Below are 13,336 nucleotides of genomic sequence, written 5' to 3'. Positions count from 1 at the left end.
CCAATACACCGCTAACTCTCCTGCGCTCTGTAGGCCCCCGGCGTCAGCCCTGTCCACTTCTTGAACGCCCGATGAAACGCCGACGGTTCGGAAAACCCCAACTGCTCGGCGATCTCCTGCAAAGACAAATCCGCCCGCCCCAGGTGGTAAATGGCGATATCCCGGCGTAGCTCATCCTTCAATGCCTGAAAGCTCGTGCCTTCTTCGCGCAGGTGGCGGCGCAGGGTCTGTGGGCTGATGTGCAGGTGCTGGGCGACGGCTTCCAGGTCTGGCCAGGGCGTGCGGTCGCGGCTCAGCAGGCGGCGCAACTGGCTGCTCAGGCTGTCACCTTCATCCGGCCGGGACAACAAGTCGGCAGGGGAGCGCTGCAAGAAGTGCTTGAGGGTGCGTTCATCCTGCAACAGCGGCAGGCTCAGGTAGCGGCTGGGAAACACCAGGCTGCTGGTCGGCGCGCCGAACACCTGGCGGCAGGGGAACAGCAGGTCATATTCACCGGCATGGGCCGGCATCGGGTAACTGAAGGTGGCCTGCTGCAGCCGGATACGCTGGCCGATCAACCAACTGCCCAGGCGATGCCAGATCACCAGGAGGCATTCACTGAGGAAGTGGTCCGGGTCCCATAGCTGTGAGTCGTCCAGGCTCAGGCGCGCCATGTCGCCTTCTTTGGTCAGCTGCCAGCGTGGGCCTTGGGGGAACAGGCTATAGAACAATAAGCCGCGCTCCAGCGCCTTCTCCAGCGTGCGGCAATGGATCAGCGCGTGGCACATCATGGCGAAAGTGCCGCGTTTGCTCGGCCCTTCGGCAAACCCCAGGTATTCGTCATCCAACCCCAGCCAGAGCATTTGCAGCAAGCGGGCAAATTGCTCTGGAGCGATGCGGGCGCGGGGTTCGGTCAGCAGTTCCGGGGTGATGCCCACCTGCTGCAACACCCCCGAGTAGTCGAAACCGGCTCGGCGCGCACCGCCGAGGGCCGCTCGGGCGTAATGGCTGGCGATGGTACGTTCACGCATGCAAGGGCCTCATCCATGGAGTGGCGGATGGTAGCCATCACCCAGTGGGGCGACAAGGCGGATATCCGCCAAATTGTAGGACGAGACAGGATGAGTGGGCGGAAATCCGCCACTGTGTTGCACTCTCCGGAGTCGCCCGTGAACCCAAAGCCCTCATGTCTAAAGGCCTTCAGCGCGTTTAAGCAAAGTGGCACGCTGTTTGCGATAAGGATTACAGCGCAGGCTTGCTCCTACAGGCTTCGCAAACAACAAATCCCTCCAGTGCAGGAGGGTTCGCAATTCAAGTGCCGTGGGCAATGGCGGATATTTGCCACACGGGACGATTGAGGAACTTTGCAATGACGACTCGTCAGCCAATCTACAAATCCCTGTATTTCCAGGTGATCGTTGCAATCGTTATCGGTATTTTGCTCGGCCACTTCTACCCGCAGACCGGCGTGGCCCTCAAGCCACTGGGTGACGGCTTTATCAAGCTGATCAAAATGGTCATCGCCCCGATCATCTTCTGTACCGTGGTCAGCGGCATCGCTGGCATGCAAAGCATGAAGTCGGTGGGCAAGACCGGCGGCTACGCGCTGCTGTACTTCGAAATCGTTTCCACCATCGCCCTGCTGATTGGCCTGGTCGTGGTCAACGTGGTGCAGCCGGGCGCCGGCATGCACATCGACGTCGCGACCCTGGATGCTTCCAAAGTGGCGGCCTACGTCACCGCCGGTAAAGACCAGAGCATCGTCGGCTTTATCCTCAACGTCATCCCGAACACCATCGTCGGCGCCTTCGCCAACGGCGACATCCTGCAAGTGCTGATGTTCTCGGTGATCTTCGGTTTCGCCCTGCACCGCCTGGGTGCCTACGGCAAGCCGGTGCTGGACTTCATCGATCGCTTCGCCCATGTGATGTTCAACATCATCAACATGATCATGAAGCTCGCGCCAATCGGTGCCCTGGGTGCCATGGCGTTCACCATCGGCGCCTACGGTGTCGGTTCCCTGGTGCAGTTGGGCCAGTTGATGATCTGCTTCTACATCACCTGCATTCTGTTCGTGGTGCTGGTGCTGGGCGCTATCTGCCGCGCTCACGGTTTCAGCGTGTTGAAGCTGATCCGCTACATCCGTGAAGAACTGCTGATCGTACTGGGCACCTCGTCGTCGGAATCCGCACTGCCGCGTATGCTGATCAAGATGGAACGCCTGGGCGCGAAGAAGTCCGTGGTCGGCCTGGTGATTCCAACCGGTTACTCCTTCAACCTCGACGGTACGTCGATCTACCTGACCATGGCAGCCGTGTTCATCGCCCAGGCGACCGACACCCACATGGACATCACGCACCAGATCACCCTGCTGCTGGTGCTGCTGCTGTCGTCCAAAGGCGCTGCTGGCGTGACCGGTTCGGGCTTCATCGTACTGGCCGCCACCCTGTCGGCCGTTGGCCACCTGCCGGTTGCCGGCCTGGCGCTGATCCTGGGTATCGACCGTTTCATGTCCGAAGCCCGTGCGCTGACCAACCTGGTGGGTAACGCAGTTGCCACCATCGTTGTGGCCAAGTGGGTCAAGGAACTGGACACCGACAAGCTGCAAAGCGAGCTGGCGTCTGGCGGTACCGGTATCTCCGAAACCCGCGAGCTCGATGACCTGGGCGTGGCTGAAGGCCCGGCGCCTGTCGTCAAGTAAGTGGCTGCGGGCGTGAACTGACGCCAGCGCTATCCGTAAACGCCCCGACTGGTTCGGGGCGTTTGCGTTTCTGGCGGGATACAACCGATATTTTTGGTTTACAGTGAGCGCGACAGTACTTACCGGAGGCCTGATGGACAGTGTGGATCTGAACGTCCTGCGCAGCGTGCTGCAATGGCGCCGCGCCGGGCAGCGCGTGATGTTGTACAGCGTGGTGCAAACCTGGGGCAGCGCGCCGCGCCCGCCGGGAGCGATGCTGGCCCTGCGCGGTGATGGTGTGGTGATTGGTTCGGTGTCGGGCGGTTGCATCGAGGATGACTTGATCGCGCGCCTGCAGGACGGCCGCTTACCCGCTGACGGCCCGCCCGTGCAGTTGGTGACCTACGGCGTCACCCGCGACGAGGCGGCGCGTTTTGGCCTGCCCTGCGGCGGCACCCTGCGGCTCACCGAGGAGCGCGTGGAAGAGTGGGGTTGGGTCGAAACGCTGCTGGCGCGTTGTGAAGATCATCAGATTGTCGCTCGCGAGCTGAACCTGGCCACCGGCGAAGTGACCTTGAGCGCCGCCAGCAAGACCGACGTGGTGAGCTTCGACGGCGAACGCTTGCGCGCCATCTATGGCCCGCGCTGGCGCCTGCTGTTGATCGGCGCCGGGCAGCTGTCGCGCTACGTAGCGGAAATGGCACGTCTGCTGGATTTCGAAGTGCTGATCTGCGACCCCCGCGAAGAGTTCGTCTATGGCTGGGAAGACCAGCATGGCCGCTTTGTGCCGGGCATGCCCGACGAGGCGGTGTTGAATATCCATACCGATGAACGCACGGCTATTGTTTGCCTGACCCACGATCCACGTCTGGATGACATGGCGTTGCTGACGGCGCTGAACTCCACGGCGTTCTATATCGGCGCCCTGGGTTCGCGGGTCAATACCCAGAAGCGTCGGGAGAACCTGGCCGCGCTGGGCCTGTCGGCGGAGGCCATTGCGCGCTTGCACGGGCCGATCGGCCTGCACATCGGCAGCCATACGCCGGCGGAAATTGCGCTGTCGCTGATGGCGGAAATTGTTGCGATCAAGAACGGTGTGGCACCGATGCAGAAGAAACCGATGGCAGTGGTGGCCGAGTGACTGTGGCGGCGATTGTGCTGGCGGCGGGGCAGGGCAGTCGTTTTCGTGCTGAAGCTGGAGCTGATCAAGACAAATTGCTCGCCGCGTGTGTGGGGCTGGATGGTGTTAGCCGGCCGGTCATCGAGCAGGTGCTGCGCAACTTGCCTAAGCGTGTTGTAACGCGCTGGCTAGTGACGTCGCCGGAGCGCGGGGAGGTTATCCGCCTGGCAGAGGCTTATGGCTGTCAGGTTGTACTGCTGGATTCGAGCGGTATGGGCGACAGCATTGCGACGGCGGTCAAGGCCAGCGGTGCAGCGGATGGGTGGCTGGTGGTGTTGGGGGATATGCCGTTTATTCAGTCATCGAGTATCGAACGGGTGATTGCCAGCGTGGAGGGCATCACTGTGCCGGTATCTGCCGGGCAGTACGGGCACCCGGTGGCTTTCCATCACAGGTTTGGGCCGGCGCTGATGGCTCTGAGTGGGGATCGTGGGGCCAGGCCGTTGTTTGCACAAACTCAGGTGCGAGAAGTGCAGGTAGATGATCCTGGTGTGCATTGGGATGTGGATGTGCCGCAACGGTTGAGTTTTACTGCAGGTTAAGTGTGGCAGCTGGCTTGCCTACGATAGCCATAGGTATCTACTTAGAGCCGACGTTGGACCTGTGGCGAGGGAGCTTGCTCCCGTAACGGCCTGATAGCCGGCGCTTATCTACCTGACGCACCACCGTCCAATGTGGGAGCTGGCTTGCCTGCGATAGCGGCCTGACAGTCAACACAGTTGGATTGTGTACATATCCATTCCTGCGGTAACGGCCACTTAAGGTTCCGCCCTGACGGCGGCTAAATCGCTGCCGGTTCACCCCCAAAATCCCTGTCGAATACCGGCCGGCGTGGTTTGACGGGGCGCCTAAGATCAAAAGCAGATCAAGAGCGACTCGCTTCGCATCGTGGTTACCGTCTGCCGTTACAGCCCACAAAGTTGTGTAGATACCTCTGCTGCGATAGCGGTGTGTCAGTCACCGCCACGCTGGCTGAATCGACGCTATCGCAGGCAAGCCAGCTCCCGCAGTGATCGCATTCCAGGTCGAGATAATCAGCCATAAAAAAGCCCCGCCTGATCACTCAGGCGGGGCTTTTTAGTGGCTTATGGAATCAGACGAGGGGTTTAGGCTCGTGCTCTGCTTCCTGGGCCTCGTGCTCTACCGCCTTGGCTGCGGCTGCAGCAGCTTCGGCTTCCTTGCGGCGACGACGCACTTCACGCGGGTCGTTCGGCGCACGGCCGTTTTCGGTGAGGGCGCTTGCAGGTGCAGCTTCAACCACAGGGGCGGCCACTTCGGCAACCACTGGGGCTTCAACTTCAACCACGGGCGCAGGCTCAGCAACCGGCGTCGGCTCAACCACTGGGGCTGGCTCGGCGACGACTTCAGCAACCGGTGCCGGTGCTTCTTCTACCACTGGGGCAGGCGCTGGCGCTTCAACCGGTGCAGCCGGTTCGGCGGTCCACTGGAAGGCGGTCTGTTCTTCGCGAACTTCACGCACAGCCGGGGCAGCTTCTTCGACCACCGGAGCTTCTACAGCCGCTTCGACTACTGGCTGAGGCTCAACCGATGGAGCTGGTTCAACGGCAACCACGTCGGTTTCTGGCTGTGCATCGCGAACCGGGGCAACTTCCACTTCCGGAACCGCTGGGGCTTCGACAGGGGTCGTGGCTTCAACGACTGGCGCTTCAACAACCGGCGCTTCAACCGCTGGGGTTTCGGCGGCTGGCGCTTCTACGGCAACAGTGTCTTCGATGGCAGCGGTAGCACGTTCGGCTTGCTCGTGAGCCTGGGCTTCAGCAGGTGCGCTGATGACTGAGCTGGCAACGGCAGCGGTAACGGCCAAACCGGCAGCCAGTTCGGCGCCTGTTGGCTCGTTGTTGGCAGCTTCTGCGTTCTCGCCGGTTTCTTCCGAACCTTCGATTACGTTGCCGTTGGCATCACGCTGACGCTCACGACGGTTGCTGCGACGACGCTGGCCGCGGGAGCGGCGGCGTGGACGATCGCCTTCGGCGTTGTCCTGGCCGTCTTCCTGCAACTGCTCTTCGCCGGTCAGTACTTCTTCTTCGGTGGCAGCAGCGGCTTGCTCGGCGCGTGGTTGACGCTCTTCACGTGGCGGGCGCGGTTGGCGCTCTTCGCGTGGTGCGCGTTCTTCACGCGGCTGGCGGGCCGGGCGTTCTTCGGTGCTAACGGCTGCGGCAGCGGCAACGGCAGGTGCCGCGTCCAGAGGCTCGCGCAGTTCACGCACGCGTTCTTCACGCTCGCCACGTGGCTTGCGGTCTTCACGTGGAGCGCGTGGGGTACGTGGGGCGCGCTCTTCACGCGGTGCACGTTCTTCACGGGCGACGGTCGGGGTTTCTTCGCGGGCTTCGCGAGGCGCACGCTCTTCACGTGGTGCGCGTTCTTCACGCGGGGCACGTTCTTCGCGAGGCTTGCGCTCTTCGTCACGGCGGCCGTTGCGGTTACGGCTCTGCTGGCGACCGTTGCGACGCTCTTCGTTGCGCGCCGGGCGCTCGGTGGCAGGTTTTTCAACCACAACCGGGGCAGCAGGCTCTTCCTTGGTGGCGAACAGGCTGACCAGCGACTTCACCAGGCCCTTGAACAGGCTTGGCTCAGGCAGCGCGGCCGGCGCGGCAACCGGGGCGGCAGCTTCGGTCGGTACCGGTGCGTTGGCACGGGCCGGTGCAGTCTTCACCGCGGCTTCCTGGCGAACCAGGGTGCGGGTCGCAGCGGCTGGCTGGACTTCTTCGACTTCGGCGGCAGCCGCGGCGATTTCATAGCTGGACTGCCCGCTATGGGCTTCCGGGCTGTCGTCACGCAGGCGCTGTACTTCGAAGTGCGGCGTTTCGAGGTGATCGTTCGGCAGGATGACGATACGGGCACGGGTGCGCAGTTCGATCTTGGTGATCGAGTTGCGTTTTTCATTGAGCAGGAAGGCGGCAACCGGAATCGGCACTTGGGCGCGAACTTCGGCGGTACGGTCTTTCAGGGCTTCTTCTTCGATCAGGCGCAGGATCGCTAGGGACAGCGATTCAACGTCACGGATGATGCCTGTGCCGTTGCAACGCGGGCAGACGATGCCGCTGCTCTCGCCCAGGGATGGACGCAGGCGCTGACGGGACATTTCCAGCAGGCCGAAGCGCGAGATGCGGCCGACTTGCACGCGAGCGCGGTCAGCTTCCAGGCATTCGCGGACTTTCTCTTCCACGGCGCGCTGGTTCTTGGCAGGGGTCATGTCGATGAAGTCGATCACGATCAGGCCGCCGATGTCACGCAGGCGCAGCTGGCGGGCGATTTCTTCAGCCGCTTCCAGGTTGGTCTGCAGGGCGGTTTCTTCGATGTCGCTGCCTTTGGTCGCACGTGCCGAGTTGATGTCGATGGACACCAGAGCTTCGGTCGGGTCGATCACGATGGAGCCGCCGGAAGGCAGTTCGACCACGCGCTGGAAGGCGGTCTCGATCTGGCTTTCGATCTGGAAACGGTTGAACAGCGGCACGCTGTCTTCGTACAGCTTGATCTTGCTGGCGTACTGCGGCATCACCTGGCGGATGAAGGTCAGGGCTTCGTCCTGGGCTTCAACGCTGTCGATCAGCACTTCGCCGATGTCCTGGCGCAGGTAGTCGCGGATGGCGCGGATGATGACGTTGCTTTCCTGGTAGATCAGGAACGGCGCGGAACGATCCAGGGACGCTTCTTTGATAGCGGTCCACAGTTGCAGCAGGTAGTCGAGGTCCCACTGCATTTCTTCGCTGCTGCGGCCAAGGCCGGCAGTGCGCACGATCAGGCCCATGTCGGCCGGTGCGATCAGGCCGTTCAGCGCTTCACGCAGTTCGTTGCGCTCTTCGCCTTCGATGCGACGGGAAATACCGCCGGCACGTGGGTTGTTCGGCATCAGCACCAGGTAACGACCGGCGAGGCTGATGAAGGTGGTCAGGGCTGCGCCCTTGTTGCCACGTTCTTCTTTTTCGACCTGGACGATGACTTCCTGGCCTTCGCTCAGGACGTCCTTGATGTTCACGCGGCCTTCAGGGGCTTTCTTGAAGTATTCGCGGGAGATTTCTTTGAGGGGCAGGAAGCCGTGGCGCTCGGAGCCGAAATCGACAAAGGCAGCCTCAAGGCTTGGTTCGATGCGAGTGATACGGCCTTTATAGATGTTGGCCTTTTTCTGCTCGCGTGCACCGGATTCGATGTCCAGGTCGTAGAGGCGTTGGCCATCTACCAGTGCAACACGCAACTCTTCGGGTTGAGTTGCGTTAATCAGCATTCTTTTCATGTTGTACCGTCGGTTTCCGGGCTGCCGGAAACGGCGTTCGGCACACACGACTTCTCACGGTCGGTGTCAGGTGCGTCAAGAGTGGTTGGCCACTCCAGTGTCCAGCAAAATCGGCCAATTGGGCCGGTATCGCGACGGACGCGTCCTGCTCGTTAGCGGTGGTGACAAAGGCACCACTTCAACAAAAGCTAAGGTCAGGAGGAGGAATCAACCGGCGACTGTGGACGAGATGAAGCGTCTAAAACAAGCCTAGTGCTACACAGTCCGACGGTTGTGCATCTCCACCCTACACGTATCCCTGATAATTCGGGTGCTGCCGCGCGCAGAATCCGCAGCGGGTTGGCATTTACCGTGTTCTCCAATGGGGAGTCCACGCTCATGGCTAAACAAGACTAGGTGTGGGCGGTTGCGCTCTCACTCAGCTCTTAACAGGCGTTGTTTCCGAAGCATTCGCCATGGTCTGGCTCAAAACTGACTGCACTTTGTGAACTGGCCGTAAATATCGGCGCAAAAGGCGAGTATTCACTCTGCTTTCTGCACTCGCTTCAGGCCTCATGTCACCTGCGCTTGTTACAATCTTGAGCCTTCCTGGGTGGCGAAAGCCCCGTAGGACGGCCTCGCGTCCTGATGAATTGCGATGGTCAGGGCCGGCAGTTTGCCGCATGTCCTCTGTCCAGGCCGCTTTTGGCGGCGTTCGCGACTATAGCAGTAATGATTAAGTGCTTCAATTCCATAAAAAATTGTTATCATCGCCGCCATGACGACTACCACCCCCCCGACCCCCAGCGTCCAGCTGCTTGAGGTCTCGCCGGAATATGCCGGCCAACGCATCGACAACTTTCTTTTGGCCAGGCTCAAAGGCGTGCCCAAGACCTTGATTTATCGCATTTTGCGTAAAGGCGAAGTGCGCGTGAACAAGGGGCGCATCAAGCCTGAGTACAAGCTGCAGGCGGGCGATATCGTCCGTGTGCCGCCAGTGCGCGTGCCTGAACGCGACGAACCGGTACCGCTGGCCCAGGGGTTGTTGCAGCGCCTGGAAGCGTCGATCGTGTTCGAAGACAACAAGCTGATCGTGATCAACAAGCCCTGTGGCATTGCGGTTCATGGTGGCAGTGGCTTGAACTTCGGCGTGATCGAAGCCTTTCGTCAGTTGCGCCCGGATGCCAAGGAACTGGAACTGGTGCATCGCCTGGACCGTGACACCTCCGGCCTGTTGATGATCGCCAAGAAGCGCAGCATGTTGCGCCACTTGCACACCGCCCTGCGTGGCGATGGCGTGGACAAACGCTACATGGCGCTGGTGCGCGGCAATTGGGCCAGCTCGATCAAGAGCGTGCGTGCGCCGCTGCAGAAGAGCAATCTGCGCTCCGGCGAGCGCATGGTCGAAGTGGACGAGGAGGGCAAAGAAGCCCTGACCCTGTTCAAGGTGTTGCGTCGCTTCGGTGACTTCGCCACGATGGTCGAGGCCAAGCCGGTCACTGGCCGCACTCACCAGATTCGTGTGCACACCCTGCATGCGGGCCACTGCATTGCGGGCGACACCAAGTACGGCGACGAAGATTTCTCCAAGGAAATTCGCGACCTGGGCGGCAAGCGCCTGTTCCTGCACGCCTACATGCTCACCGTGCCGCTACCCGATGGCGGCGAGCTGAAATTGCAGGCGCCGGTCGATGAAATGTGGGCCAAGACCGTGGAGCGTTTGAGTGTCGCACCTTGACTACAAGCTGCTGATCTTCGATTGGGACGGGACGCTGGCCAATTCCATTGGCCGCATCGTCGAGTCCATGCACATGGCGTCGACCCGCTCGGGCTTTGAGTTGTGCACGGATCTGGCGGTCAAGGGCATTATCGGCCTGGGTTTGCCTGAAGCCATTCGCACCCTTTACCCCAACATCAGCGACGCCGAGTTGGTAGCGTTTCGCGAGCACTACGCTGACCACTACATTGCGCTGGAAGCTACCCCTTCGCCGCTGTTTGAAGGCGTGGTGCAATCGCTGCAAGCGTTTCGTGCCGAGGGCTATCACCTGGCGGTCGCCACCGGCAAGGCTCGTCGCGGCCTGGACCGTGTGCTCAAGGCTCACGGCTGGGAAGATTACTTTGATATCACCCGCGCTGCGGATGAAACCGCCAGCAAGCCTCATCCCTTGATGCTGGAGCAGATCCTTGCGCACTGTGGCGTTACGCCACGTGAGGCATTGATGGTGGGTGATGCGTCTTTCGACCTGATGATGGCCCGCAATGCGGGCATGGATAGTGTCGCCGTCAGCTACGGCGCCCAGTCTGCCGAGGCGTTGCAGCAGTACGAGCCGAGGCTGACGATTGATCATTTTTCCGAACTGCAGGCCTGGCTCAGCCGGGCCCGATAAGTCTTTGCTGGGGTTGATGGCATGAGTGACGAGTGGAAGGCGCCTGAAAAGGCCGAGAGCAGTGATGATAAAAGCTGGAAGCTGTTGGAGAAGACCCTCCTGGCCAGCGTCCAGGAACAGCGGCGTTCGCGGCGCTGGGGGATTTTTTTCAAGCTGCTGACCTTTGTGTACCTGCTTGGGATGCTGGCGCTGTTCAGTCCGCTGATGGACATGGAAAAGAGCGCCACCCGTGGCAGTCACTACACCGCCTTGATCGAAGTGCGCGGCGTGATTGCCGACAAGGAGCCCGCCAGTGCCGACAATATTGTCACCAGCCTGCGCGCGGCTTTTGAGGATGCCAAGGTCAAGGGCGTTATCCTGCGCATCAACAGCCCAGGTGGCAGCCCAGTGCAGTCGGGTTATGTGTATGACGAGATTCGTCGTCTGCGCGCCTTGCATCCGGATACCAAGCTCTATGCCGTGATCTCCGACCTGGGGGCCTCGGGTGCCTATTACATTGCCAGTGCCGCAGACCAGATCTATGCCGACAAGGCCAGCCTGGTGGGTTCTATCGGTGTGACGGCGGCCGGTTACGGTTTTGTCGGTGCCATGGAGAAACTGGGGGTCGAGCGTCGCACCTATACCTCGGGTGAGCACAAGTCGTTCCTCGATCCTTTCCAGCCGCAGAAGGCGGATGAAACCGCGTTCTGGCAGGGCGTGCTCGACACTACCCATCGTCAGTTCATCGCCAGCGTCAAGCAGGGGCGTGGGGATCGCTTGAAAGATAAAGAGCATCCGGAGCTGTTCTCCGGCCTTGTCTGGTCGGGCGAGCAGGCATTGCCGCTGGGCTTGATTGACGGCTTGGGCAGCGCCAGCTCGGTGGCGCGGGATGTAGTGGGTGAGAAGGAGTTGGTGGATTTTACGGTCGAGGAATCGCCGTTTGATCGCTTCTCCAAGAAACTCGGTGCCAGTGTGGCGGAGAAGTTGGCGCTGTACATGGGCTTCCAGGGGCCATCCCTGCGCTAAAATCTCAAGGCTGATATAGCTCAAAATGTGGGAGCGGGCTTGCCCGCGAAGACGGTGGATCGGTCGCACTTGTATCGACTGACACTCCGCTTTCGCGAGCAAGCCCGCTCCCACATTTGGTTTTGCAGTGTTCTTAAGGGATTTTCACGTCTTCGGTCAGCAGCATGTCCACCAGCCTGATGAGCGGAAGGCCGATCAGGCTGGTCGCATCAGGCCCTTCCGTGCTCTGGAACAGGCTCACGCCAAGTCCCTCGGCCTTGAAGCTGCCCGCACAGTCATACGGCTGTTCAATTCGCAGATAGCGCTCAATACGCTCTGCATCCAGTTCACGCATGTGTACGGTAAACGGCACGCAGTCCACCTGGCAGCGCCCGGTCTCGCTGTTGAGCAGTGCCAGCCCGGTTAGAAAGCTCACACGCTTGCCGCTGGCAGCCAGTAATTGCTCGCGGGCATTTTCGAAGGTGTGCGGCTTGCCGATGATCCGGCCTTCCAGTGCGGCGACCTGATCCGAGCCAATGATTAAATGCCCTGGATGGCTGGCGGCGAGGGCGCGGGCCTTTTGTTCGGCCAGGCGCTTGACCAGCTCGATGGCGGATTCATCCGGGCGGTGGCTTTCGTCGATATCCGGCGAGCTGCAGGTGAACGGCAGGTGCAGGCGACTCAGTAATTCCCGGCGATAAACCGAGCTGGACGCGAGTAATAAAGGCAGCATATATGTCTCCTCAAGGCAGTCGCCGATTCTAGCGACGTGACCGGCTGACGCACAGGGCTGAATTTCCTTTGACATGGCCGGGTGCATCCCTATAATGCTGCGCCTATGTTGAATGACCCGATTCCACCTCACGTTGACCCGCGCAAATTGGCTGATCGTGGCACCACCCTTCAAGGTGAAGTGCTGCTGGCCGATTTGGAGAGACTCTGCGACCCGCTTTCCGACACTGTCGGTACGGTGCAGGCGAAATTCGTTTTTGAACGAGATGAACGTAAATCTGTGGTAATCCACAGCGTTATCGACACCGAAGTCAAAATGGTTTGCCAGCGTTGTCTTGAGCTGGTCACCCTGCCGATCCACAGCGAATGCAGTTATGCTGTGGTGAAAGAGGGTGCGAATACCCAGTCGTTGCCGAAAGGTTATGACGTGCTGGAACTGGGCGAAGATCCATTGGATCTGCATGCACTGATCGAGGAGGAGCTTTTGCTCGCCTTGCCCATTGTGCCTGCTCATCATCCGGAAGAATGCCAGCAGCCGGAGGGTCTCGATGACGAGGCCGAGCCGAGCGAGGACGAGGTAACGCGGTCCAACCCGTTCAGTGTATTGGCGCAGTTAAAGCGTGACCCAAACGTTTAGGAGTTAATCAATTATGGCTGTTCAGCAGAACAAAAAATCCCGCTCCGCCCGTGACATGCGCCGTTCGCACGACGCTCTCGAGGCTAGCACCCTGTCCGTGGAAAAGACCACTGGTGAAGTTCACCTGCGTCACCACGTATCGCCAGAAGGCGTATACCGTGGCCGTAAAGTGATCGACAAGGGCGCTGACGAGTAATCACTTGTCTGCTCAAGTCATCGCGATTGACGCAATGGGCGGGGACTTCGGTCCCCGCAGCATTGTTCAGGCCTGCATTGCCAGCCTGTCTGCCACGCCCTCGCTGCATCTGACCCTCGTCGGTCAACCCTCCCTACTTGAAGAACTGATTGCCAGCCATCCGGCGGTGGATCGCGCGCGCCTGACGATTACGCCAGCCAGCGAAACCATCAGCATGGATGAAAAGCCGGCGGTTGCCCTGCGTGGCAAACCCGATTCTTCAATGCGGGTGGCCCTTGAGCTATTGCGTGATGGCAAGGTGCACGCCTGTGTCAGTGCCGGTAATACCGG

The 13,336-nt window shown here is 60.6% G+C and carries 11 protein-coding genes and 1 pseudogene; 9 read left to right on the top strand and 3 right to left on the bottom strand.

The window, feature by feature from the left end:
- Positions 1-11: 11 nt before the first annotated feature.
- Entirely contained in the window at positions 12-1,010 is a 999-nt protein-coding gene (locus APH41_RS25215) for an AraC family transcriptional regulator (protein WP_054922148.1), read from the bottom strand.
- Between the two features lie 338 nt (positions 1,011-1,348).
- Between APH41_RS25215 and APH41_RS25205 the strand changes: the two genes are divergently transcribed.
- The 3 genes from APH41_RS25205 (at position 1,349) to APH41_RS25195 (ending at position 4,381) form a co-directional block, all read left to right on the top strand.
- A complete protein-coding gene (locus APH41_RS25205) occupies positions 1,349-2,680 on the top strand; it encodes a dicarboxylate/amino acid:cation symporter (protein WP_003189258.1) in 1,332 nt (443 codons plus the stop codon).
- A 133-nt stretch (positions 2,681-2,813) separates the two neighbouring features.
- Positions 2,814-3,800, top strand: coding sequence for an XdhC family protein (locus APH41_RS25200; RefSeq protein WP_054897927.1), 987 nt, complete (start codon positions 2,814-2,816; stop codon positions 3,798-3,800).
- Positions 3,797-4,381 carry an NTP transferase domain-containing protein gene (locus tag APH41_RS25195; RefSeq protein ID WP_054897928.1) on the top strand — a complete coding sequence of 195 codons (585 nt, stop codon included), beginning with the start codon at positions 3,797-3,799 and terminating at the stop codon, positions 4,379-4,381. The genes APH41_RS25200 and APH41_RS25195 overlap by 4 nt, the downstream gene beginning before the upstream one ends.
- Positions 4,382-4,932: 551 nt before the next feature.
- Here APH41_RS25195 and rne read toward each other — a convergent pair.
- Positions 4,933-8,082, bottom strand: a complete 3,150-nt coding sequence (rne, locus tag APH41_RS25190) for a ribonuclease E (RefSeq protein ID WP_169918868.1) — start codon at positions 8,080-8,082, stop codon at positions 4,933-4,935.
- A 766-nt stretch (positions 8,083-8,848) separates the two neighbouring features.
- Between rne and rluC the strand changes: the two genes are divergently transcribed.
- The 3 genes from rluC to APH41_RS25175 are packed head-to-tail and all read left to right on the top strand — an operon-like array spanning position 8,849 to position 11,462.
- Positions 8,849-9,808 carry a 23S rRNA pseudouridine(955/2504/2580) synthase RluC gene (rluC, locus tag APH41_RS25185; protein WP_034128444.1) on the top strand — a complete coding sequence of 320 codons (960 nt, stop codon included), beginning with the start codon at positions 8,849-8,851 and terminating at the stop codon, positions 9,806-9,808.
- Positions 9,795-10,457 carry an HAD-IA family hydrolase gene (locus APH41_RS25180; RefSeq protein ID WP_054922144.1) on the top strand — a complete coding sequence of 221 codons (663 nt, stop codon included), beginning with the start codon at positions 9,795-9,797 and terminating at the stop codon, positions 10,455-10,457. The genes rluC and APH41_RS25180 overlap by 14 nt, the downstream gene beginning before the upstream one ends.
- A gap of 21 nt (positions 10,458-10,478) precedes the next feature.
- On the top strand, positions 10,479-11,462 hold the full coding sequence (locus APH41_RS25175) for a S49 family peptidase (RefSeq protein WP_034128442.1): 984 nt from the start codon (positions 10,479-10,481) through the stop codon (positions 11,460-11,462).
- A 133-nt stretch (positions 11,463-11,595) separates the two neighbouring features.
- On the opposite strand, the gene APH41_RS25170 is transcribed toward APH41_RS25175, so the two are convergent.
- Entirely contained in the window at positions 11,596-12,174 is a 579-nt protein-coding gene (locus tag APH41_RS25170) for a nucleoside triphosphate pyrophosphatase (RefSeq protein WP_054922142.1), read from the bottom strand.
- A 105-nt stretch (positions 12,175-12,279) separates the two neighbouring features.
- Between APH41_RS25170 and APH41_RS25165 the strand changes: the two genes are divergently transcribed.
- From APH41_RS25165 to APH41_RS25155, 3 genes and pseudogenes are all read left to right on the top strand, one after another.
- Positions 12,280-12,810 carry a YceD family protein gene (locus tag APH41_RS25165; protein WP_003175611.1) on the top strand — a complete coding sequence of 177 codons (531 nt, stop codon included), beginning with the start codon at positions 12,280-12,282 and terminating at the stop codon, positions 12,808-12,810.
- A gap of 13 nt (positions 12,811-12,823) precedes the next feature.
- Entirely contained in the window at positions 12,824-13,006 is a 183-nt protein-coding gene (gene rpmF / locus APH41_RS25160) for a 50S ribosomal protein L32 (protein WP_003179396.1), read from the top strand.
- A gap of 4 nt (positions 13,007-13,010) precedes the next feature.
- Positions 13,011-13,336 (top strand): annotated as a pseudogene (locus APH41_RS25155) (phosphate acyltransferase); the annotation flags it as partial.

The sequence above is a fragment of the Pseudomonas sp. NBRC 111138 genome, assembly GCF_001320835.1.
GTDB classification, from domain to species: domain Bacteria; phylum Pseudomonadota; class Gammaproteobacteria; order Pseudomonadales; family Pseudomonadaceae; genus Aquipseudomonas; species Aquipseudomonas paracarnis.
This window is presented reverse-complemented; position numbering and strand designations above follow the sequence as displayed.